21 protein-coding genes are annotated in these 21,279 nt (G+C 71.8%); 11 read left to right on the forward strand and 10 right to left on the reverse strand.

Annotation, left to right across the window (positions count from 1 at the left end; translation table 11 throughout):
• Positions 1-67 precede the first annotated feature (67 nt).
• Positions 68-562, reverse strand: a complete 495-nt coding sequence (locus ACFWW8_RS17820) for an inorganic diphosphatase (RefSeq protein WP_267723126.1) — start codon at positions 560-562, stop codon at positions 68-70.
• Between the two features lie 163 nt (positions 563-725).
• On the opposite strand from ACFWW8_RS17820, the gene dacB reads away from it, so the two are divergent.
• The 6 genes from dacB (at position 726) to folE (ending at position 8,217) form a co-directional block, all read left to right on the forward strand.
• Positions 726-2,153 carry a D-alanyl-D-alanine carboxypeptidase/D-alanyl-D-alanine-endopeptidase gene (gene dacB, locus ACFWW8_RS17825; RefSeq protein WP_386529753.1) on the forward strand — a complete coding sequence of 476 codons (1,428 nt, stop codon included), beginning with the start codon at positions 726-728 and terminating at the stop codon, positions 2,151-2,153.
• A 38-nt stretch (positions 2,154-2,191) separates the two neighbouring features.
• Positions 2,192-3,337, forward strand: a complete 1,146-nt coding sequence (locus ACFWW8_RS17830; RefSeq protein WP_386529754.1) for a zinc-dependent metalloprotease — start codon at positions 2,192-2,194, stop codon at positions 3,335-3,337.
• A gap of 246 nt (positions 3,338-3,583) precedes the next feature.
• Complete coding sequence (gene tilS, locus ACFWW8_RS17835) at positions 3,584-4,645, forward strand: tRNA lysidine(34) synthetase TilS (protein WP_386529756.1); 1,062 nt, start codon at positions 3,584-3,586, stop codon at positions 4,643-4,645.
• A gap of 65 nt (positions 4,646-4,710) precedes the next feature.
• Positions 4,711-5,271, forward strand: coding sequence for a hypoxanthine phosphoribosyltransferase (gene hpt / locus ACFWW8_RS17840; RefSeq protein WP_383918050.1), 561 nt, complete (start codon positions 4,711-4,713; stop codon positions 5,269-5,271).
• A 207-nt stretch (positions 5,272-5,478) separates the two neighbouring features.
• Positions 5,479-7,512: an ATP-dependent zinc metalloprotease FtsH gene (ftsH, locus tag ACFWW8_RS17845; RefSeq protein ID WP_386529758.1), complete on the forward strand. Its 2,034-nt coding sequence runs from the start codon at positions 5,479-5,481 to the stop codon at positions 7,510-7,512.
• A gap of 96 nt (positions 7,513-7,608) precedes the next feature.
• Entirely contained in the window at positions 7,609-8,217 is a 609-nt protein-coding gene (gene folE, locus ACFWW8_RS17850) for a GTP cyclohydrolase I FolE (protein ID WP_386529759.1), read from the forward strand.
• A gap of 94 nt (positions 8,218-8,311) precedes the next feature.
• Here folE and ACFWW8_RS17855 read toward each other — a convergent pair whose 3' ends face one another.
• The 6 genes from ACFWW8_RS17855 to ACFWW8_RS17880 form a co-directional block, all read right to left on the reverse strand.
• Entirely contained in the window at positions 8,312-8,800 is a 489-nt protein-coding gene (locus ACFWW8_RS17855) for a DUF3180 domain-containing protein (protein ID WP_386529760.1), read from the reverse strand.
• 58 nt (positions 8,801-8,858) lie between these two features.
• Complete coding sequence (gene folK, locus ACFWW8_RS17860) at positions 8,859-9,467, reverse strand: 2-amino-4-hydroxy-6-hydroxymethyldihydropteridine diphosphokinase (protein ID WP_386529762.1); 609 nt, start codon at positions 9,465-9,467, stop codon at positions 8,859-8,861.
• Positions 9,464-9,823 carry a dihydroneopterin aldolase gene (gene folB, locus ACFWW8_RS17865; RefSeq protein WP_267723076.1) on the reverse strand — a complete coding sequence of 120 codons (360 nt, stop codon included), beginning with the start codon at positions 9,821-9,823 and terminating at the stop codon, positions 9,464-9,466. The genes folK and folB overlap by 4 nt, the downstream gene beginning before the upstream one ends.
• Before the next feature lie 131 nt (positions 9,824-9,954).
• A complete protein-coding gene (locus ACFWW8_RS17870) occupies positions 9,955-10,398 on the reverse strand; it encodes a nuclear transport factor 2 family protein (protein ID WP_386529764.1) in 444 nt (147 codons plus the stop codon).
• Positions 10,399-10,420: 22 nt separating this feature from the next.
• Positions 10,421-11,290, reverse strand: a complete 870-nt coding sequence (gene folP / locus ACFWW8_RS17875; RefSeq protein ID WP_386529766.1) for a dihydropteroate synthase — start codon at positions 11,288-11,290, stop codon at positions 10,421-10,423.
• 91 nt (positions 11,291-11,381) lie between these two features.
• Positions 11,382-13,232: a phosphatidylglycerol lysyltransferase domain-containing protein gene (locus ACFWW8_RS17880; protein ID WP_386529768.1), complete on the reverse strand. Its 1,851-nt coding sequence runs from the start codon at positions 13,230-13,232 to the stop codon at positions 11,382-11,384.
• A 152-nt stretch (positions 13,233-13,384) separates the two neighbouring features.
• On the opposite strand from ACFWW8_RS17880, the gene ACFWW8_RS17885 reads away from it, so the two are divergent.
• Positions 13,385-14,494, forward strand: coding sequence for an alpha/beta hydrolase (locus tag ACFWW8_RS17885; RefSeq protein ID WP_386529770.1), 1,110 nt, complete (start codon positions 13,385-13,387; stop codon positions 14,492-14,494).
• Between the two features lie 145 nt (positions 14,495-14,639).
• On the opposite strand, the gene ACFWW8_RS17890 is transcribed toward ACFWW8_RS17885, so the two are convergent.
• On the reverse strand, positions 14,640-15,608 hold the full coding sequence (locus tag ACFWW8_RS17890; protein WP_386529772.1) for an ABC transporter ATP-binding protein: 969 nt from the start codon (positions 15,606-15,608) through the stop codon (positions 14,640-14,642).
• Between the two features lie 177 nt (positions 15,609-15,785).
• Between ACFWW8_RS17890 and ACFWW8_RS17895 the strand changes: the two genes are divergently transcribed.
• The 4 genes from ACFWW8_RS17895 to ACFWW8_RS17910 all read left to right on the forward strand — a co-directional run bounded on the left by ACFWW8_RS17895 (position 15,786) and on the right by ACFWW8_RS17910 (position 19,378).
• Positions 15,786-16,484, forward strand: a complete 699-nt coding sequence (locus ACFWW8_RS17895) for an ABC transporter permease (protein ID WP_386529774.1) — start codon at positions 15,786-15,788, stop codon at positions 16,482-16,484.
• A 4-nt stretch (positions 16,485-16,488) separates the two neighbouring features.
• Positions 16,489-17,157, forward strand: coding sequence for an ABC transporter permease (locus ACFWW8_RS17900; RefSeq protein ID WP_386529776.1), 669 nt, complete (start codon positions 16,489-16,491; stop codon positions 17,155-17,157).
• Positions 17,158-17,189: 32 nt separating this feature from the next.
• Positions 17,190-18,176: a glycine betaine ABC transporter substrate-binding protein gene (locus tag ACFWW8_RS17905; protein ID WP_386529778.1), complete on the forward strand. Its 987-nt coding sequence runs from the start codon at positions 17,190-17,192 to the stop codon at positions 18,174-18,176.
• A gap of 98 nt (positions 18,177-18,274) precedes the next feature.
• Complete coding sequence (locus ACFWW8_RS17910) at positions 18,275-19,378, forward strand: hypothetical protein (RefSeq protein WP_386529780.1); 1,104 nt, start codon at positions 18,275-18,277, stop codon at positions 19,376-19,378.
• Here ACFWW8_RS17910 and ACFWW8_RS17915 read toward each other — a convergent pair.
• Together ACFWW8_RS17915 and ACFWW8_RS17920 are read right to left on the reverse strand one after the other, a co-directional pair.
• Positions 19,375-20,505, reverse strand: coding sequence for a sensor histidine kinase (locus ACFWW8_RS17915; protein ID WP_386529781.1), 1,131 nt, complete (start codon positions 20,503-20,505; stop codon positions 19,375-19,377). The genes ACFWW8_RS17910 and ACFWW8_RS17915 overlap by 4 nt on opposite strands.
• Positions 20,498-21,220, reverse strand: a complete 723-nt coding sequence (locus ACFWW8_RS17920; RefSeq protein WP_386529783.1) for a response regulator transcription factor — start codon at positions 21,218-21,220, stop codon at positions 20,498-20,500. The genes ACFWW8_RS17915 and ACFWW8_RS17920 overlap by 8 nt, the downstream gene beginning before the upstream one ends.
• Between the last annotated feature and the right edge of the window lie 59 nt (positions 21,221-21,279).

Consider the following 21,279-nt stretch of genomic DNA (forward strand, 5'->3'; position numbering starts at 1 on the left):
GTGCCGCCCGCTGTGGCACGCGAAGGCCGGGGGCGAAACGCCCCGCGGACCCGCTCACCGGCGGAACCTAGTGGTGGCCGCCCTGCGCCTCCAGGCGCTTGTACGAGTTCTCGATCTCGGCCTCGGCCTCGGTGCGGCCGACCCAGTTCGCGCCCTCGACCGACTTGCCCGGCTCCAGGTCCTTGTAGACCTCGAAGAAGTGCTGGATCTCCAGGCGGTCGAACTCGGACACGTGGTGGATGTCGCGCAGGTGCTCGACACGCGGGTCGGAGGCCGGCACGCACAGCAGCTTGTCGTCGCCGCCCGCCTCGTCCGTCATGCGGAACATGCCGATCGCGCGGCACTTGATCAGGCAGCCGGGGAAGGTCGGCTCGTCCAGGATGACCAGCGCGTCCAGCGGGTCGCCGTCCTCGCCGAGGGTGTTCTCGACGAAGCCGTAGTCGGCCGGGTAGCTGGTCGAGGTGAAGAGGCGTCGGTCCAGACGGATCCGGCCGGTCTCGTGGTCCACCTCGTACTTGTTCCGCGAACCCTTGGGGATCTCGATGGTGACGTCGAACTCCACGTCCTGCTCCTCCATGATCAGCTTCATTGCTCCGGGACTGCGTTGGTTCCTCCGCGCGCGCGGTGGACCCGGCCCCGCGGGGTGGGGTGCCATGCTCGCGGCAAGACGCAGTGGTTAAGTGTCCCTCACGCATATGTGTGATCGCGAAAGGGGCTGGTCCGAGGTGCCCTCGCTCAAAACGTGGCAGCTCATCGCGGGGTCGGCCGCCCTCGGCCTGGCCCTGTCGGTGGCGACGGTGTCCGCCGCCGGTCCTTGGGACTCCGGCCAGCGTACGGCCGAGCGGGACAGGGTCGCCTCCTGGGGCCGTACGGGTGGCGCAGATCACGGCGCCGGCCCCCTGCCGCAGGCCGCGCCCAGCGCCCCCGGGGTGCTCGGGGCCGTCGGCCCCGGCGTCCCGCGCGGGCAGGCCGCGGCCGCCTCCGGGGGACTCGCCGCCGTGCTCGGCCCGCTGCTCGCCGACCGGGCCCTGGGCACCGTACGCGCCGCCTCCGTCGTCGACACCGCCACCGGGCAGGTGCTGTACGAGGCCGGGGCGCGGGACGCGATGACCCCCGCGTCCACCGTCAAGATCGCCACCGGGGTCGCGGCGCTGGCCGCCCTCGGGCCCGAGCACCGGATCCGTACGTCCGTCGCGCAGGGCGCGGCCCCCGGGCAGATCGTCCTGGTGGGCGGCGGAGACCCCTCGCTCACCGCCCGCAAGAAGGCGCCCGCCGGCTCCGGCGGCAGCCTCGTCGCCCTCGCCGCCGACACGGCCCAGGCCCTCAAGGCCGCCGGCACCGCCTCCGTGAGCCTCGGGTACGACGACTCCCTCTACACCGGCCCCGCCCGCCACCCGATCGGCGTCAACCCCAACCTCGCGCCCGTGACCGCCCTGACGGCCGACGAGGGCCGCCCCGACGAGTCCGTCTCCGGGCCCGTCGAACGGTCCGAGGACCCGTCGAAGGACGCCGCCCGCGCCTTCGCCGCCCTGCTGGCCGAGCGCGGCATCACGGTCACCGGCGAACCCGCCCGCGCCAAGGTCCCGCAGGGGGCCGCCCAGCCGCTGGCCTCCACCCTCTCCACTCCGCTGGCCGGGCTCGTCGAGCGGATGCTGACCCACAGCGACAACGACATCGCCGAGGCGCTGGCCCGGCAGACCGCCCTCGCCTCCGGACAGCCCGCGAGCTTCGAGGGCGCCGAGAGGGCCGTCGCCGCCCGCCTCGCCTCCCTCGGCGTCGACACCGCCGGCTCCCGCTTCGCCGACGGCAGCGGCCTGAACCGCGCCGACAAGGTCAGCGCCGGCCTGCTGACCGGGCTGCTGGCCAAGGCCGCCGACCCGCAGCGGCCGGAGCTGCGGCCCGTCCTGACCGGGCTGCCCGTCGCCGGGTTCACCGGCACGCTGCGCGCCCGCAACGCCGGTGCCTCCCCGGCCGCGGGCCTGCTCCGGGCCAAGACCGGCACCCTGACCGGGGTCAACTCCCTCGCCGGAACCGTCGTCGACTCCTCCGGCCGGCTCCTCGCCTTCGCCTTCCTCACCTCGAACAGCCCGGGCCCCGAAGGTGCGGAGAAGGCCCTGGACAAGCTGGCCGCGGCGGTCGCGGCCGCGTCGTAGGGGGTCCGCCCGGGGGCCGGTCCACGTACGGTTGACGCATGACGAGCATCAGTGGTGCGGAGATGGTCGACTGGAACCTCGCGGTGGCGACCGCGACCCGGCTGGTGCGACCCGGCCCGGAGGTCGGCCGGGACGAGGCGCGGGCCGTCGTCGCGGAGCTGCGCGGGCACGCCAGGACCTCGGAACGGCACGTGCGCGAGTTCACCCGGATGATGCCCGAGGGCATCGTCCTCCCCGACACGCCCGTGCTGGTCGTCGACCGCGCCGGATGGGTCAAGGCCAACGTGGCGGGCTTCCGGGCCCTGCTGCAGCCCCTGTTGGGCACGATGCAGGAGCGCCGCGCCGCCACTCCCGGCGGCGCCGTCCTCGGTGCGGTCGGCGGCAAGGTCACCGGCGTCGAGCTCGGCATGCTGCTGAGTTTCCTGGCCTCCCGCGTCCTCGGCCAGTACGAGACCTTCGCGCCGCCCTCCCGCGACCTGCCGGGCGCCGCCGCGGGGGGCGGGCGGCTGCTGCTCGTCGCGCCGAACATCGTGCACGTGGAGCGCGAGCTGGAGGTGAACCCGCACGACTTCCGGCTGTGGGTCTGCCTGCACGAGGAGACCCACCGTACGCAGTTCACGGCCGTCCCGTGGCTCCGGGACCACCTGGAGGGCGAAATCCAGACGTTCCTCGGAGCCACCGAACTGGACCCCTCGACGGTCCTGGAACGCATCCGCGAAGCCGCCCAGTCCTTCGCCGGGGCCCGCCCGGAAGCCGAGCGGGGCGACGAGGGCCGCTCCTTCGTCGAGCTGGTGCAGACCCCCGAGCAGCGCGAGGTGCTGGGCCGGCTCACCGCCGTCATGTCCCTCCTGGAGGGCCACGCCGACTTCGTCATGGACGGGGTCGGCCCCCAGGTGGTGCCCTCCGTCGCCGAGATCCGGGAGAAGTTCCAGCAGCGCAGGGCCACCGGGGCGGGCCGCCTCGACGCCGCCCTGCGCAAGCTCCTCGGCCTCGACGCGAAGCTGCGCCAGTACCGCGACGGGGAACGCTTCGTGCGCGCCGTCGTCGGCGAGGTCGGCATGGAGGGCTTCAACCGCGTGTGGACCTCTCCGAACACACTGCCGACGAAGGCCGAGATCGCCAGGCCCGCGGACTGGGTGGCCCGTGTGCACCGCAAGGGGAGCGAAGAGGGCGAACGGGAGTGACGCAGGGGGCGTAAAGATGTCTCACTGGGGGAAGCGGCGTCACCCGTCCGAGGGACCGTGGGCCGGGAATGGGCGTGCGATGCTCAGGGAACGGCTCGGCTCTGTCACCATCGACGCACTCTGAGTGACATCCCCGCCCCGCGGGGAAATCCGGGCACCACTCCAGAGCATCCCGTCCCAGGGGCCCTCCCGACACCCGCCGGGGGAGCCTCCGAGGCATCCGAACTCCACCGAAGGGCACCGGACATGGGTCCCCATCCTGCGGTCGCGGCGATACGCCTGGCGGTCCGCCGCGTACTCCACGACATCCTCACCGATCTCACCGAACTCCCCCAGACCCGGTCCGGGGCCGCGCCCTGTGCCGACCCGCGCTCCCGGGCCGGCGGCCCGCCGCTCGTCCTCGTCGCCTGCTCCGGCGGCGCCGACTCGATGGCCCTCGCCTCCGCCCTGGCCTTCGAGGCGCCCAAGCTCGGCATCCGGGCCGGCGGCATCACCGTCGACCACGGCCTCCAGGACGGCTCCGACCTGCGGGCCGCCGAGGTCGTCACCCGCATGACCGCGCTCCGCCTCGACCCGGTGGAATCCGTCGCCGTGCGCGTCGGCCGCGGCGGAGGCCCCGAGGCCGCCGCCCGCGACGCCCGCTACGGAGCCCTGGACGAGGCCGCCGACCGGCTGGGCGCCGCCGCCGTGCTGCTGGGCCACACCCGCGACGACCAGGCCGAAACCGTTTTGCTGGGCCTCGCCCGCGGTTCCGGCATCCGGTCCCTGTCCGGCATGGCCGAGAAGTCGGGCGGCCCCGGCCGGACCAACCGCTACCGCCGCCCCTTCCTCCAGGTCGACCGGCAGACCGCCCGCAAGGCCTGCATGGTCCAGTCCCTCCCCGTCTGGGACGACCCGCACAACACCGACCCCGCCTACACCCGCTCCCGGCTGCGCCACGAGGGGCTGCCCGCGCTGGAGAAGGCGCTGGGCAAGGGGGTCGTCGAGGCCCTGGCCCGGACCGCCCAGCTGTCCCGCGACGACGCCGACGCCCTGGACTCCTGGGCCGCGTCCGCGGAGACCGGCGTACGGGACGACGACGGCCGCCTGGAGTGCGCCAAGCTGTACGCCCTGCCCCCGGCCGTCCGCCGCCGGGTGCTGCGCAGGGCCGTGGTCGCCGCCGGTTCTCCCGCGGGGTCTCTCTTCGCCCGTCACATCGAGGAAGTCGACCGCCTCATCACCGGATGGCGCGGTCAGGGCGCCATCAACCTGCCCGGCCGGGTCGAGGCCCAGCGGCAGGGTGGCAGACTTGTCATTCGGCAGGGCTGATTGGCGCTCGAAACACGGCTGAGTCCTCCGGGTCGCCCCCGGAGCCCCGGCCGACAACGAAAGTGATGCGGGTGGACGAGAAGGACATGGGCAGCGACCTCCAGTCGGTGCTCATCACCAAGGAAGAGATCGACGCGAAGCTGGCCGAGCTGGCCGCGAAGATCGATGCGGAGTACGCGGGCAAGGACCTGCTCATCGTCGGTGTGCTCAAGGGCGCCGTGATGGTGATGGCGGACCTGGCACGTGCCTTGTCCACCCCGCTCACCATGGACTGGATGGCGGTGTCCTCGTACGGTGCCGGGACCCAGTCCTCGGGCGTGGTCCGGATCCTCAAGGACCTGGACACCGACATCAAGGGCAAGCACGTCGTGATCGTCGAGGACATCATCGACTCGGGTCTGACGCTGTCCTGGCTGCTGTCGAACCTGGGCTCCCGCGAGCCGGCCTCCCTGGAGGTCGTCACGCTGCTGCGCAAGCCCGACGCCGCGAAGGTCGCCATCGACGTGAAGTGGGTCGGCTTCGACATCCCCAACGAGTTCGTCGTGGGCTACGGCCTCGACTACGCGGAGAAGTACCGCAACCTGCCGTTCGTCGGCACGCTCGCCCCGCACGTGTACGGCGGCTGATCACCCTCCCGGCCCCCGGGACCACCCCTTCGCCCGGCGAGGGGAACCTGGGGGCGCTCCCCGGCGTTGGAGCAGGGGAAGCGGGTCTGTCAGCCGTCCCACGAGGCCGCGGGTGACAATACAGGGGTACATTCCGAAGAACAGTCTTTACTCACAGCAGCATTTACCTACGGGCAGGAGGGACGGGGTGCCTGGCGCCCCGTATGGATGGACGTGAAGCGATACTTCCGTGGGCCGGTCATGTGGATCGTGCTGGCCGTCCTCGCCGTGGTCGTGTTGATGAATGTCGTCGGCTCCGGCGGCGGCTACAAGTCGGTGGACACCAGCGAGGTCGTCAAGGCGATCAACAGTGGCCAGGTGGAGCAGGCGCGCCTGACCACCGGCGACAGCCAGATGATCAAGATCGATCTGAAGAGCGATCAGAAGCTCGACAAGCGCGACGGCACCAAGTTCCAGGCCAACTACATCGGGGATCAGGGCGTCCAGCTCGCCCAGAACCTCCAGAGCAAGTACGAAGCCGGTCAGATTCCCAAGGGCTACTCCGTCTCTCCGGACAAGACCAGCCCGTTCCTGAGCGTGCTGCTCTCGCTCCTGCCCTTCGTCCTCATCGTCGTTGTCTTCCTGTTCCTGATGAACCAGATGCAGGGCGGCGGCTCCCGGGTCATGAACTTCGGGAAGTCCAAGGCCAAGCTCATCACCAAGGACACCCCGAAGACGACGTTCGCCGATGTCGCGGGTTCGGACGAGGCCGTCGAGGAACTCCACGAGATCAAGGAGTTCCTCCAGGAGCCGGCGAAGTTCCAGGCCGTCGGCGCCAAGATCCCCAAGGGCGTGCTGCTGTACGGCCCGCCCGGCACCGGTAAGACCCTGCTCGCGCGCGCCGTCGCGGGCGAGGCCGGTGTTCCCTTCTACTCGATCTCCGGTTCCGACTTCGTCGAGATGTTCGTCGGTGTCGGTGCCTCGCGTGTCCGTGACCTGTTCGAGCAGGCCAAGGCCAACGCCCCGGCGATCGTCTTCGTCGACGAGATCGACGCCGTCGGCCGGCACCGCGGTGCGGGTCTCGGCGGCGGTCACGACGAGCGCGAGCAGACCCTCAACCAGCTGCTGGTCGAGATGGACGGCTTCGACGTGAAGGGCGGCGTCATCCTGATCGCCGCCACGAACCGTCCGGACATCCTCGACCCGGCGCTGCTGCGTCCGGGCCGTTTCGACCGGCAGATCGCGGTCGACCGTCCCGACATGCAGGGCCGTCTGGAGATCCTCAAGGTCCACCAGAAGGGCAAGCCGGTCGCCCCGGACGTCGACCTGGGCGCGGTTGCCCGGCGCACGCCCGGCTTCACCGGTGCCGATCTGGCCAACGTCCTGAACGAAGCGGCCCTGCTGACCGCCCGCTCGGACAAGAAGCTGGTCGACAACCACTCGCTGGACGAGGCGATCGACCGTGTCGTGGCGGGCCCGCAGAAGCGGACCCGGATCATGTCGGACCGGGAAAAGAAGATCACCGCGTACCACGAGGGCGGACACGCCCTGGTCGCGGCGGCCTCCCCGAACTCCGACCCGGTCCACAAGATCACGATCCTGTCCCGCGGACGGGCCCTGGGTTACACCATGGTCCTGCCCGACGAGGACAAGTACTCGACCACGCGCAACGAGATGCTCGACCAGCTGGCGTACATGCTGGGCGGGCGCGCGGCCGAGGAGCTGGTCTTCCACGACCCGACGACGGGCGCGGCGAACGACATCGAGAAGGCCACCGCCACGGCGCGGGCCATGGTCACGCAGTACGGCATGACCGAGCGTCTCGGTGCGATCAAGTTCGGCGGCGACAACACCGAGCCGTTCCTGGGGCGCGAAATGGCGCACCCGCGGGACTACTCGGAAGAGGTCGCGGCGCTGGTCGACGAAGAGGTCAAGAAGCTCATCGAGACCGCGCACAACGAGGCGTGGGAGATCCTCGTCGAGAACCGGGACGTCCTCGACAACCTGGTTCTCGAGCTGCTGGAGAAGGAGACGCTGAACAAGGAGCAGATCGCCGAGGTCTTCTCGACGATCGTGAAGCGTCCGGCCCGCCCCGCGTGGACCGGCTCCTCCCGCCGCACCCCCTCCACCCGTCCGCCGGTGCTCTCTCCCAAGGAGCTCCAGCTGACGAATTCGGCGAACGGCACGTCGGCGTCCGTCGCCGCGCCGGTCACGACGGAGAAGGGCATCGAGGTGGCCCCCGAGGACACCCCCGAGGCCTGATCCGACCGGAATGGAAGCCGCGCCCCCCAGGTTCTAGCCTGGGGGGCGCGGCACTTTCACGTGCCCGTTTGCGTGCCACACAGGAACGAGGATGAGATGACCGACCCAGTGACCCTGACCGGCGGCGAGGGCAGGATCGGCGAGTTCGACGAGAAGCGTGCCGAAGCCGCCGTACGCGAGCTCCTGATCGCCGTCGGGGAGGATCCGGACCGCGAGGGCCTGCGGGAGACCCCGGCGCGCGTGGCGCGGGCGTACCGGGAGATCCTGGCCGGTCTGCGGCAGAACCCCGAGGACGTGCTGACCACGGTCTTCGACCTGGGGCACGACGAGCTGGTCCTGGTGAAGGACATCGAGATCGTCAGCCTGTGCGAGCACCACCTGCTGCCGTTCCACGGCGTGGCCCACGTCGGCTACATACCGGCGGAGAACGGCAAGATCACCGGCCTGTCGAAGCTGGCCCGCCTGGTGGACGTCTTCGCCCGCCGCCCGCAGGTGCAGGAACGTCTCACCACCCAGATAGCCGACTCGCTGATGGAGATCCTGGACGCCCGTGGCGCCATCGTCGTCGTCGAGGCCGAGCACATGTGCATGTCGGTCCGCGGCATCCGCAAGCCGGGCGCCAAGACGATCACGTCCGCGGTCCGCGGCCAGCTCCGCGCCCCGGCGACGCGCGGCGAGGCCATGAGCTTGATCATCGCCCGCTGAGCGCCGCCGGCCGGCGCTCGGCGGCGCCGTACCTGCGCCACGGCCCCCCTCCGCGGACGCGCGGAGGGGGGCCGTGGCGTGTGGCGTGCTGCCGTCAGGCGGGGGCCGGGGCCTCCGGGGACTCGTCGTCGTCCCCGGGGAGCTTGAGGACGTGTTCCAGGAAGAGCGCCGCGGCGATGACCGCAGCGCCCGCCAGGACCGAGAAGGCGGCGTACCAGGCCTGGTCGCGGCGGGCGGGGACGTCCATGGCCTCGGTGAGCAGGAAGACGCCCACACCGCCGTACATCCCCGCCACGAGCGCCGCCACCAGGGCGCTGGCCTGGCCGAAGACCACCGCGCGGGCCGCCATCAGCGGCTCCACGCCCTTGGCGCCGGGCCGCCGTTCGCGCTGGGCCTTCAGCCGGGCGCGCAGCGACAGCGCGGTGGCCAGCAGCACCACGGCGATCACCGCCAGGACGATCGGAGCGGCCAGCGGGACGCCGGGGAGGGTGCCGTACGCGTTCCACAGGCGGGCGCCCGCCCAGGACAGGACGGCGGCGACCGCGAAGATGCCCGTCAGTACCGCCGGCCTCAGTTGCTTCACTTGCCCGTCCCCGCTTCCGCTCTACGCGCCGATCCGTCAGCAGCCCACAGGGTAACGACTACTCCGGGAGGCGGAGTTCCAGGTCGGTGCGCGGCGTGACGCCGGTCAGGCCGATGCCGGCCAGGAGCGCGGAGACGGCTCCCCGGCCCGGGATCTGGGCCTCCGGGTCGATGTCGTGCCAGGGGGCCAGCACGAAGGCGCGCTCGTGGGCGCGCGGGTGCGGGAGGGTGAGGAGGGGGTCCTCGGAGACCTCCTCGGCGTACGCGACGATGTCGACGTCGATGGTGCGGGGGCCCCAGCGCTCCTCGCGGACGCGGTCGAAGGCCTCCTCGATGGCCTGTCCGCGCTCCAGGAGGGAAGACGGGGGCAGGGTCGTCTTCACCGAGACGACCGCGTTGAAGTACGCGGGCTGGGAGCCGGGGTCCACGCCCCACGGCTCGGTCTCGTACACGCGGGAGACCGCCTTGACCCGCAGGCCCGGGGTGTCGCCGAGGGCGTCGATGGCGCCCTGGAGGGTCTCCAGCCGGTTCCCGAGGTTCGCGCCGAGCGCGATCACGGCCCATTTCGGGTTGGACAGCGTGACGTCCGCCGCGTCGACCGCCTCCACGACGGAGGCCGGTACCGGCTGGACGGTGGGGTCGCTCTGTGCGTTCAGTCCGTTGTTCATGCGCGGCTCCGGGTGATCGTGATGGTCACGTCGTCGAAGGGGACGGTGATGGGCGCGTCCGGCTTGTGGACGACGACCTCCACCTGTGCCACCGCTTCGTGCTTCAGGCACTGCTGGGCGATCCGCTCGGCGAGCGTCTCGATCAGGTCGACCGGCTCTCCCTGGACCACGTCGACGACCTCCTCCGCGACCACCCCGTAGTGCACGGTCTTGGCCAGGTCGTCGTCGGCCGCCGCGGGGCGGGTGTCGATGTGGAGCACGAGGTCGACGATGAAGGTCTGGCCCTCCTCGCGTTCCCGGGGGAAGACGCCGTGGTGCCCGCGGGCCTTGAGGCCGCGCAGCGAGACACGATCCACGCGAATCACTCCTGCTTTCGTAGGTGCTGCCGGTCCCGGGACTCCCCGGGGCCATGGGCCTACGCCGAGTGCGGTCGGCGTCGTCCGGCTTCGAATTTACCTGCGAAACACCCCGGCTCCCGCCGGAGGGGTCAGGAGGGGGCGTCCTCGTCGTCCTCGTCGGACTCCGTGAGGACGGGTGAACCGTGGTGGGACCAGAGCCGCCAGCCCCCGGGTGTGCGTCGGAACACATTCGTCGCGACGACCAGCTGGCCGACCAGCGGGCCGAGATCCCCGCCGTCCTCGGCGGGCCCGCCGCTGAGGATGTTCTCCGTACAGGTCACCAGTGCGGTGTCCTCGATGACGGCCACCTTGGTGTCGGTGAGGAAGAACTGGATGTAGTCCGTGTGGGACATGATCAACGCGTACGAGCGCAGCACTTCGCCGCGGCCGGAGAGGACCGGCCAGCCCGGGTGCACGCAGGAGATCTCGTCCTCCAGCCAGAGCGCCGACAGGGCGTCGAAGTCCCCCACCTCCAAGGCCCCGTAGAAGGCCGTGTTGACCTCTTCGACCGCTTCGATGTCGGTTCTGCTCACTGGGCTCCTCTTCGGTCGGTGGTCACAGTGCCCCTTCCACGGCGCGGGCCACCCGAACCGCGTCCGCGGTCGCCCGTACCTCGTGGACCCGTACGGCCCACGCACCCTGGTGGGAGGCGATGGCGGAGACGGCGGCGGTGGCCGCGTCGCGCTCGCGGGCGGGCGGCGGGGCGGCGTCCGCGCCAGCCAGGACCCGGCCGAGGAAACGCTTCCGCGAGGCGGCGATCAGGAGCGGGAAGCCGAGCGCGCGCAGGGCGGGGAGGTGGGCGACCAGGGCCAGGTCGTGGTCGGCGTTCTTCGCGAAGCCGAGGCCGGGGTCGACGACGAGCCGTTCGGGGGAGATGCCGCCGGCGACGACCGCGTCGAGGCGGTCGCGGAGTTCGGCGCCGACCTCGGCCACCACGTCGTCGTAGACGGCGAGGCTGTTCATGCCGGCGCTGAAGCCGCGCCAGTGCATCACCACGAAGGGGACCTCGGCGGCGGCGACCGCCGCGATCATCCCGGGGTCGGCGAGCCCGCCGCTGACGTCGTTGACCAGGACCGCGCCCGCGGCGACGGCGCGGGCCGCGACGCTCGCGCGCATGGTGTCGACGGAGACGGTCACGCCTTCGGAGGCCAGGCCGCGCACGACGGGCACGACCCGGCGCAGCTCCTCCTCCTCGTCGACGCGGGGGGCGCCGGGCCGGGTGGACTCGCCGCCGACGTCCACGAGGTCGGCGCCCTGGACGACGAGGTCGAGCCCGCGCTTGACGGCCGCGGTGGTGTCGAACCAGCGGCCGCCGTCGGAGAACGAGTCGGGGGTGACGTTGACGACGCCCATGACCCCGCAGCGGTCCCACTCCGGAAGACCTGCGACCCGGCCCCTGCCGGTGGCTCCGCGCTTCGTGTTCATAGGTCCAAGGGTAGGGCTGACCTGGATACGGCAGGGCCCCGGAGTCGCGGACCCGGCAGGGTCGCAGCTCCGGGGCCCGGTCGGTCCCGCCCTATGCGGCCTGGGCGGAGCGCTCCGTCTGCTTCGGAACCGCCGCCATGGGGTGGTGGGCGCAGGTGCGGACCGGCTTGGGCCGCCGGCGGCTGGCGAACAGCCGCGGCAGGGCCAGCGTCACGAAGCCCTCGGCCTGCATCGCGGCGAAGCCGATGCGGGGCAGGTCGCGGGTGGTGCGGAAGACCACGAAGCGGGGCTCCCAGCGGGGGCGGAACTTCGCGTTGAACTTGTACAGGGACTCGATCTGGAACCAGCGGGACAGGAAGACCAGCAGCCCGCGCCACATCCGCAGCACCGGGCCGGCGCCGATCTTCTCGCCGCGGGCGAGGGCCGAGCGGAACATCGCGAAGTTCAGCGAGACCTTCTCGATCTTCAGACCGGGGGCGGCCTCCAGGGAGGCCACGATGAGCAGCTCGTTCATGCCGGGGTCGGCGGCGCGGTCGCGGCGCATCAGCTCCAGCGACATGCCGTCGGCGCCCCACGGGACGAAGTGCAGGACGGCCTTCAGGTCGCCGAAGGGGCTCGTGTCGCCCTCCTCGACCCGGTGGGCGGTGGCGATGAAGCAGTCGCCGTCGCCCGGGTCGCCGACGCGGCCCAGCGCCATGGAGAAGCCGCGCTCGGTGTCGGTGCCCCGCCAGGCCTCGGCGGCGCCGCGCACCTGTTCCAGCTCGGTCTCGGTGAGCTCGCTGACCCGGCGGACCTTGGTGGTGTAGCCGTTGCGCTCGATGCGCTTCACCATCTGGCGGACATTGCGCATGGCGCGGCCCGAGAGGGAGAAGTCTTTGACATCGACAATCGCCTCGTCACCCAGCTCCAGGGCGTCGAGACCGGTCTCGCGGGTCCAGACCTCGCCGCCGGTCTCGCTGCAGCCCATGACGGCCGGGGTCCAGGAGTGGGCCTTGGCCTCCTCCATGAACCGCTCGATGGCGCCGGGCCAGGCCTCGACGTCGCCGATGGGGTCGCCGGAGGCGAGCATCACACCGGAGACGACGCGGTAGGTGACGGCGGCCTTGCCGCTGGGGGAGAACACCACGGCCTTGTCGCGGCGGAGCGCGAAGTGGCCGAGGGAGTCGCGCCCACCGTGCTTGGCGAGCAGCCCGCGCAGCTGGGCCTCGTCGTCGGCGGTGAGCCGGGCGGCCGGGTGCTCGGGACGGAAGGCCAGGTAGATGGTGGTGAGCGCGGTGAGCATGCCGAGCGCACCGAGGGAGTAGCCGACCGTCCAGGACACCCGTCCGGCGTAGTCGACGGGACCCTCGTAGCCGAAGAGGCCGTAGACGACGTGGGTGATCTGCTCGTAGAGGCTCGGGTCGCCGACGACCTTGCCCGGGTGCACGTTGACGATGACCAGGCCCAGGCCGATGGAACCGGCGCTCATCAGAACGAAGTTCGCGAGCGCCTTCCAGCGGCTGCGCGGGTCGGGCAGCGCCTTGAATTCACCCTGGTGGCGCAGCAGGAGCGCGAGGAGCACCGCCGAGATGATCACGCTGATCAGCGAGTGGCGGTACGTGAACTGCGCCGCCGCGCCGGCGGGCAGCAGGACGACGGCCGCCCGCCAGGCGCGCCGCTTGTGCCGCTTGAGGCCGTGTGCGAGCAGCAGGAGCAGGACGCCCGCGCTGATCGACAGGGCCGCCGCGAAGGGGCCGAGGGAACCGGGCAGCACTTCGGTCACCGCGTGGATCCGGCTGTGCCGGAAGCGCGGGAAGACTCCCGCCGCGATGTCCAGAAGGCCGACGATCATGACGGCCGTACCTACCAGGCCGGGAACCGACTCCGGCCGTGGTCCGCGGAGGATCCGGCGGACCCCGCTCGGAACCTGTCCCGACTTATCGCCATCTATCCTGCTAGACATCGCTTCCCGTTGCTCCGCGAGAGATCATGTGGCCGAAGGCCGCGACAGCCTCCGGTGTGTGGTGCGTCCATTAGGACGACATCGACGAGGAGCGGGTTCACTCTTCCGTCGGAAATTTCCAGTCCTGCCATCAGAAAGTCGACTGACTGCTCATGGGTCTCACCAGTTATACGGTCCTGGCGCTGGCCATCCTCGCCGGTGTGCTGCTCTTCGCGGCCACCGTCGTGTTCTGGCCGAGGCTCTCGGGCCGCACCTGGCGCGCGTACACCGGCCGGATCGGACTGCTGCTGGCGACCCAGCTGGCGCTGTTCTCGGCAGTGGGTCTCGCGGCCAACAAGTCGTTCCTGTTCTACGGCACATGGGCCGACCTGTTCGGCCGGGAGACGTCGATCGGCAAGGTCGTCGACCACTCGATGAGCAGCAAGGACATCAAGGTCGTCGACAAGCAGAAGCTGGACGTCCCCGGCGGGGGCAAGCCCCAGGTGGGCGGTCAGATCCTGAAGGTTGCCATATCGGGGCAGAAGTCGAAGATAACGAGCCCCGGCTACGTGTGGCTCCCGCCGGAGTACTTCCAACCGCAGCACAAGGACCAGAACTTCCCGGCGTCCATCGTCCTGACGGGGTACCCGGGCACGGCCGAGAACCTCATCAAGGGGCTCGACTACCCGATGAAGGCCTTCAGCCTGTCCAAGGCGGGCAAGATGAAGCCGATGATCCTGGTCATGCTGCGTCCGACGATCGCGCCGCCGCGTGACACCGAGTGCGTCGACATACCCGGCGGGCCGCAGACCGAGACCTTCTTCGGCGTGGACCTGCCGCAGGCCATCACCGACACGTTCCGGGTCGGCAAGAAGCCCGAGAACATGGGCTTCATCGGTAATTCCACGGGCGGTTACTGCGCTCTGAAGATCGCCGCGCACTACCCGCAGACGTTCGGTGCCGCCGCCGGGCTGTCCGCCTACTACGAGGCCCCCGACGACCCGACGACCGGTGACCTGTTCCACGGCGACGCGCAGCTGAAGAAGCGCGCGGACGTCCTGGCCAGCATCGACGCCAAGGAGCCGAGCGGGACCTCGTTCCTCGTCACCAGCAGCGAGAAGGGCGAGCCGAACCTCGGCGACACCAAGAAGTTCATCAAGAAGGTGAAGTCCCCCGACCGCGTCTCCTCGATCATCCTCGACAGCGGCGGCCACAACTTCAACACGTGGCGCCGCGAGATCCCGCCGATGCTGGCGTGGATGAGCGGCCGCATCCAGGCCTGAGCCGGGGGTGCGCGCAGGGGGACGCGCGGGAACGTGTGGGGGGAGGGCCCGGCTTCGGCCGGGCCCTCCCGCCGTTCCCGGCTCAGGCCGTGTCTTTCGGATCATGCCGGACACCCCGGGCCCGCCATGATCCGAAAGACACGGCCTAAGCCTCCTGGAGCTGGGCCCGGCGCAGCGCCCGGTGCACGCCCTCCGGGGTCAGCACGCCGATCAGCGCGCCGGAGGCCGGGTCGGTGACGCCGATCCGGCCCGAGTCCTCCTGGAGCAGGGCCGCCAGGGCCTCGCGCAGGCTCGCGCCCAGCTCGACCGCGGCCGCCGGGGCGGGGGCCTTCGCGTCCGCCCGCGCCAGGTCGGCCTCCGCGACGGCGGTGACGGCGAGCCGCTTGAGCCCCCGGTCGGCGCCGACGAAGGAGGCCACGTACGCGGTGGCGGGCGCCGCGAGCACGGCCGCCGGGCGGGCGAACTGCTCGATGGTGCCCGTGCCGTAGACGGCGATCCGGTCGCCGAGTCGGATGGCCTCCTCCAGGTCGTGCGTGACCAGCAGGATCGTCTTGCGCACCGTCTTCTGGAGCGTCAGGAACTCGTTCTGCAGCCGCTCGCGCACCACCGGGTCCACCGCGCCGAACGGCTCGTCCATCAGCAGCACCGGCGGATCGGCCGCCAGCGCACGGGCCACGCCGACCCGCTGGCGCTGTCCGCCCGACAGCTGCTCCGGGTAGCGGCTGCCGTACACGGACGGGTCCAGGCCGACCAGGTCGAGCAGTTCGGCGGCCCGCGCCCGGGCCTTGGCCTTCGGGGTGCCGATCAGCTGCGGCACGGTCGCCGTGTTCTCCAGCACCGTCCTGTGCGGGAACAGCCCGACCTGCTGGATGACGTACCCGATCCGGCGGCGCAGCTCCACCGGGTCGGCGCCGGCGATGTCCTCGCCGCCGAGGAGGATGCGGCCGGAGGTCGGCTCGATCAGCCGGTTGACCATCTTCATGGTGGTCGTCTTGCCGCAGCCGGACGGGCCCACGAGCGTGACCAGCTCCCCCTCCGCCACCTCGAAGGACAGGTCCTCGACGGCTGTCGTCCCGTCGGGGTAGCGCTTGGTCACGTGCTCGAATCGGATCACCCCGCCATCCTTCCCCAAGAGGGCGGTCCTATGGGCTTCGGGTGTGTCAGGGGAGTGTTGCGGGCGTGCGAAGGTTTCCGGCCAATGTGGGTACCTGGGGTTAAGGTCGCTCCTGGTTGTGGCATTCGGCAGGGACGTGCGTGCGGTGGGCGTTCGGTGAAGGGGGAGGTGAGGAGCGTGGCGGGGCAGAGCTGCCTGGTGGCGAACGACTGGATCTGCTGGGACTACGTGACCTCCCGCTCCCAGGAGCTCACCGACGCCACCCTCGAACACGTCTGGATCACCGGCGCCTCGGTCCTCATCGGGATCGCCGTGTCCGTGCCCCTCGCGCTGCTGGCCCGCCGCGGCCGCCGCTGGGCGGCCCCCGTGCTGGGTCTCACCACGCTGCTCTACACGGTGCCCTCCCTCGCCATGTTCTCCCTGCTGCTGCCCGTCTTCGGGCTCTCGGCGACGCTGGTGGTGACCGGCCTGGTGCTGTACTCGCTGACCATCCTGGTCCGCAACGTCCTGGCCGGCCTGGAAGCCGTCCCCGAGGAGGTGCGGGAGGCCGCGCGCGGCATGGGCTACGGCCCTTCCCGGCTGCTGTGGCAGGTGGAACTGCCGCTGGCGCTGCCCGCACTGCTGGCCGGTGTCCGGATCGCGACGGTCTCGACCGTGGCGCTGACCACGGTCGGTTCCATCGTCGGCAAGGGCGGCCTCGGCAACCTGATCGCCCCCGCCGTGAACACCTCCTTCAAGGCTCAGGTACTCACCGCCTCCGTCCTGTGCGTGCTGCTCGCGCTGGTCGCGGACCTGCTGCTGCTCGGCGTGCAGCGGCTGCTCACCCCCTGGACCCGGGTCACCGGGCGCCCCGCCGTCTCCGGCAAGGGGGCCTGAGGCCGTGGGCGTACTGGGCGGGGCCTGGGACTGGCTGGCCGACGGAGCCAACTGGTCCGGCGAGAGCGGCGTCTGGCACCGGCTCGGCGAGCACGTCTACGTCAGCGGGATCGCGCTGGCGATCGCCTGCGCGGTGGCGCTCCCGGTCGGCCTGTACCTCGGCCACCTCGGCAAGGGCGGCGCGCTCGCGGTCAACGTCTCCAACATCGGCCGGGCCGTGCCCGTCTTCGCGGTGCTGGCGCTGTTCATGGTCTCCCCGCTGCGCAACTCCGGCTACCTGCCGACCATCGTCGCCCTGGTGCTGTTCGCCATCCCGCCGCTGCTGACCAACGCGTACGTCGGCATGCGCGAGGTCGACCGTTCGGTGGTCGAGGCCGCCCGCGGCATGGGCATGTCCGGCGGCCAGCTCTTCCTGCGCGTGGAACTCCCGCTCGCCCGGCCCCTGGTGATGACGGGCCTGCGGTCCGGCGCCGTGCAGGTCATCGCCACCGCCACCATCGCGGCGATGGTCGGCCAGGGCGGACTCGGCCGGATCATCACCGCCGGCTTCAACACGTACGACACCGCGCAGGTCGTCGCCGGCGCCCTGCTCGTGGCGGCGCTCGCCCTGCTGGTGGAGGGCGCACTGATCGCGGCGGACCGGCTGCTGCCGCGGGCCGCGGCGTCCCGCTGATTCCTGTCCATCGCCTCGAACGGAGTACCCCCATGAGCAAGACCACGCGCGTCCTCGGCGCGTCCCTGGGCGCCCTGGCGCTGACGGTGTCGCTGGCCGCGTGCGGCGGCGACAGCCTGGAGAAGAGCAAGGACGGCGGCTCCGGCTCCGCCGAGCCCTCCGCGGGAGGCGGCAAGGGCAGCCTGGTGGTCGGCTCGGCCGGCTTCACCGAGGCCAACGTGCTCGCGGAGCTGTACGCGCAGGTCCTCAAGGACGCGGGCTACAGCACCTCCGTCAAGACGGTCAACAACCGCGAGCTGTACGAACCGTCGCTGGAGAAGGGCGAGATCGACGTCGTCCCGGAGTACGCGGCCACCCTCGCGGAGTTCCTCAACGCCAAGGTGAACGGTGCGAAGGCGCCGGAGGAGAAGCCGGTCGCCTCCAGCGACGTCGCGGCGACCGTGGCGGCGCTGGAGAAGCTCGCCGGCCCGCTGGGCCTGAAGGCGCTGCCGGCCGGCGGCGCCGTCGACCAGAACGCCTTCGCGGTGACGGGGGAGTTCGCCCGGAAGAACAACCTGAAGACGCTGTCCGACCTCGGCACGTCCGGCCTGAAGGTGAAGATCGCGGCGGGGGACGAATGCGCCGTCCGTCCCTTCTGCGCCCCCGGGCTGACGAAGACGTACGGGATCCAGGTGGCCGGAATCGACCCGAAGGGTGTCGGCACCCCGCAGTCCAAGCAGGCGGTCAAGGACGGCGCGGACCAGCTCGTGCTGACCACGACCACGGACGCCACCCTCGACGGCTACGGCCTGGTCCTGCTGGAGGACGACAAGAAGCTTCAGAACGCCGACAACATCCTGCCCGTGGTGAACGCCAAGGACGCGGGCGCCCCGGAGGTCGCGGCCGCGCTCGACAAGCTGACCAAGGCGCTCACAACGGCCGACCTGATCGACCTCAACCGCAAGGTGGACGCCGAGCGCGCCAAGCCGGCGGACGTGGCGAAGGCCTACCTGGAGTCCAAGGGCCTCGTGCGGAAGTAGCAGTTACGCGGTTGGTGGAGAAATGTGCGGTAACCGCCCGGCAAGGATTTGCCGGGCGGGTACCCCACGCGGCCTCAACGCCCTGTAAATTTCTGGCCATGCCCCGTGGACGCCACCGCAATCCAGAACCCCTGCACCGGCTGCTCACGCCGACGACCGTCGCCGGTGTCTCCGCCGTCAGCGCCGGCGCGGCCTGGCTGCTCGCCGAACCGCTGGCGCTACGGCTGCTCGTGGCCGTTACGGCCACCGCGGGGATCGCCGGAGCCGTCGTCATGCGCGCCTGGGACCAGTCGGCGGGACGCCGGGTCGCGGAGCTGGCGCGCGAGCGGGTCAAGGACGAGTGGAAGACGGACGAGCGGATAGCCGAGCTCGAATCCGACCTCGAAGAGGCCCGCGTGCTGCGGGCCAAGCTCGACACCAAGCTGCGGGCCAAGCGCGTGGAACTGGCCGGTCTGCGCGGCGAGCACGCGGCGCTGTTGCGCCGGTACGCCACCGCCGAGACCGAGCGGGCGAGCGCCCTGGAGCGCCGCCGGCTGCTGGCCGTCGAGGCGGCCGCGGCCCCGGCCGCGCCGAAGGAACTCCCCGCCGTCTCCGAGGAGCGCACCGCCGCCGGCGCGCCCACCCCGGTCGGCTACGCCCGGGCCAACGCGGCCCTCGGGGCGCTGGCCCGCGCGGCGAAGACCCCGGTCCTGCCGGGTCCGCCCCGGCCGCCGGCCGCCCGTGTCCCGGCGCCGGTCCCCGCTCCGGCGTCCGGTGCTCCCGCCCCGGCTCCCGCCCCGGGTCCGGCGCCCGCTTCCGGCGCGGCCGCCGATCCCGCTTCCGGCGCGGCCCGGGCCCACGTCCGTCCGGCGCTGTCCGGCGCGGACGCGGTGCCCGCGCGCCGGCTCGCCGCCGCGGTCGCCCCGTACGCGGCCCAGCGGCGTACGACGTCCCGCGTCGAGGGCGGCTTCGACTTCTTCGGCACCAAGAACGCGGCGCAGGCCCGCGCGGTGATCGAGGCCGTGCAGAACGAGGACCTGGCCGACGTCGTCGGCGCCGAGGCCCTCGCGGCACACAAGGCCGACGCCGCGCAGACCACCGCCGAGCCCCGGTTCAAGCCGGCGACCGCGGAGACCCGCGCGGTGGGCCAGGTCATCGACCTGACCGCCCATGACGAGACCGAGCCGATCGACGTGGCTCGGCTGCGCACCGCGATCTCCTAGGACCCCGCAGCGTTGACGGCCCGGCGGCCCTTGAGGCCGTCGCGTACGGGAGGCGTCGCGGGGAGCCGGACCGTGACGAGGAGTCCGCCGGCGGGGCCGGGGGCGAGGTCCAGGGTCCCGTCGTGGGCCCGGACGATGCTGTGCACGATGGCCAGCCCGAGGCCGACGCCGGCGTGCTCGTCGGTTCGTACGCGCTCCGTACCGCGCTGGAAGGGCTCGGTGAGGGTCGGCAGCAGCGCGGCGGGGATCCGGTGGCCCGTGTTCCCGACCCGCAGCACGCTCGTCGCGCCGTACGCCTCGGTGTGGACCGTGACGGTGCCGCCGGCGGGAAGGTTGTGGACGACGGCGTTCTGCACGAGGTTCGTCACCATCCGCAGCAGGAGCTCGGCGGAGCCGCCGGCCGGGGCCGGCCCTCCGGTGACGTCGAGCGCGATCCGGCGCCGTTCGGCGAGGGGGAGCAGGGTCTCGGCGGCCTCTTCGGCGAGGAGGGACAGGTCGACGTCCTCGCGGGCGAGGCTCCCGCGGTCGCCGCGGCTCAGCAGCAGCAGGGCCTCGGTGAGGTCGATGGCCCGCGTGTTGACGGCATGCAGGCGCTCGACGAGTTCGTCCCGGTCCCGCGCGGGGTCCTTGCGGGCGACGTCGAGGAGCGTCCGCGAGATCGCCAGCGGGGTGCGCAGCTCGTGGGAGGCGTTCGCGGCGAAGCGCCGCTGCTCGGCGACGTGGGACTCCAGTTGGTCGAGCATCGAGTCGAAGGCGTCGGAGAGTTCGCGGAACTCGTCCGTGCGTCCCGTCATCCGGATCCGGTGCGACAGCGACCCCTTCCCCGCCGTCCGTGCCGCGTCCGTGATCCGGGTGAGGGGGGCGAGCATCCGGCCGGCGAGGATCCAGCCCCCCACGAGGCCGAACACGAGCAGGAAGGCCAGTGCCGCGGCCGCGGCGGGCGCGAAGGTGTGCACGAGGAGGTAGCGGTTGGGCGAGACCCCGAGCAGTCCCTTGGAGTTGTCCGGCACGTAGCGCAGCAGGAACATCCACACCACGGCCAGCAGGAGGGCGCTGGCGAGGAGGAGGAACCCGGCGTAGCTGAGGGTGAGTTTCAGGCGGGCGCTGAGCCCCGGGCGTCTACGCACGGGTGGTGCCGCCGTGGACGGCGCCGGGCCCTTTGCCGCTTCCGTTGTTCTGCCCGCCGGCGTCGATCCGGTAGCCGACCCCGGGCACCGTGGCGATGATCCACGGTTCGCCGAGCCGTTTGCGCAGGGCGGAGACGGTGATGCGCACGGCGTTCGTGAAGGGGTCGGCGTTCTCGTCCCAGGCCCGCTCCAGCAGTTCTTCGGCGGATACGACGCCGCCCTCGGCGGTGACGAGGACTTCCAGCACGGCGAACTGCTTGCGGGTGAGCGCGACGTGGCGGCCGTCGCGGAAGACCTCCCGGCGGAAGGGGTCGAGCCGCAGGCCGGCGATCTCGCGGACCGGGGGCCGGGCGTGGGCGCGACGGCGGTCGAGCGCCCTCAGCCGCAGGACGAGCTCCCGCAGCTCGAACGGTTTGGTGAGGTAGTCGTCGGCCCCGAGCCCGAACCCGGAGGCCTTGTCGTCGATCCGGTCGGCGGCGGTCAGCATGAGGATCGGCAGGCAGCGGCCGGAGGCGACGATGCGTCGGGCGACCTCGTCGCCGGAGGGGCCGGGGATGTCGCGGTCCAGGATCGCGAGGTCGTAGGAGTTGACGCCGAGCAGTTCCAGGGCGGAGTCGCCGTCACCGGCGATGTCGGCGGCGATCGCCTCCAGCCGCAGACCGTCCCGGACGGCCTCGGCCAGGTACGGCTCGTCCTCCACGATCAGTACGCGCATGGCCGAAGCCTAAGGGCTGTCCCGCAGTCCCCGGCGGGCGCACGACGCCGGCTACGGCG

Origin of the sequence: Streptomyces sp. NPDC058701, assembly GCF_042715295.1 — a bacterium.
Taxonomy (GTDB): Bacteria; Actinomycetota; Actinomycetes; order Streptomycetales; family Streptomycetaceae; genus Streptomyces.

Excerpts from the sequence above, each read along its gene's own strand:
- tilS (WP_386529756.1), top strand. The coding sequence starts at position 3,584 with ATGGGTCCCCATCCTGCGGTCGCGGCGATACGCCTGGCGGTCCGCCGC.
- ACFWW8_RS17830 (WP_386529754.1), top strand. The coding sequence starts at position 2,192 with ATGACGAGCATCAGTGGTGCGGAGATGGTCGACTGGAACCTCGCGGTG.
- ACFWW8_RS17885 (WP_386529770.1), top strand. The coding sequence starts at position 13,385 with ATGGGTCTCACCAGTTATACGGTCCTGGCGCTGGCCATCCTCGCCGGT.
- ACFWW8_RS17910 (WP_386529780.1), top strand. The coding sequence starts at position 18,275 with ATGCCCCGTGGACGCCACCGCAATCCAGAACCCCTGCACCGGCTGCTC.
- ACFWW8_RS17920 (WP_386529783.1), bottom strand. The coding sequence starts at position 21,220 with ATGCGCGTACTGATCGTGGAGGACGAGCCGTACCTGGCCGAGGCCGTC.
- folE (WP_386529759.1), top strand. The coding sequence starts at position 7,609 with ATGACCGACCCAGTGACCCTGACCGGCGGCGAGGGCAGGATCGGCGAG.
- folK (WP_386529762.1), bottom strand. The coding sequence starts at position 9,467 with ATGAACAACGGACTGAACGCACAGAGCGACCCCACCGTCCAGCCGGTA.
- folP (WP_386529766.1), bottom strand. The coding sequence starts at position 11,290 with ATGAACACGAAGCGCGGAGCCACCGGCAGGGGCCGGGTCGCAGGTCTT.
- ACFWW8_RS17880 (WP_386529768.1), bottom strand. The coding sequence starts at position 13,232 with ATGTCTAGCAGGATAGATGGCGATAAGTCGGGACAGGTTCCGAGCGGG.
- hpt (WP_383918050.1), top strand. The coding sequence starts at position 4,711 with ATGCGGGTGGACGAGAAGGACATGGGCAGCGACCTCCAGTCGGTGCTC.
- ACFWW8_RS17905 (WP_386529778.1), top strand. The coding sequence starts at position 17,190 with ATGAGCAAGACCACGCGCGTCCTCGGCGCGTCCCTGGGCGCCCTGGCG.
- ftsH (WP_386529758.1), top strand. The coding sequence starts at position 5,479 with ATGGACGTGAAGCGATACTTCCGTGGGCCGGTCATGTGGATCGTGCTG.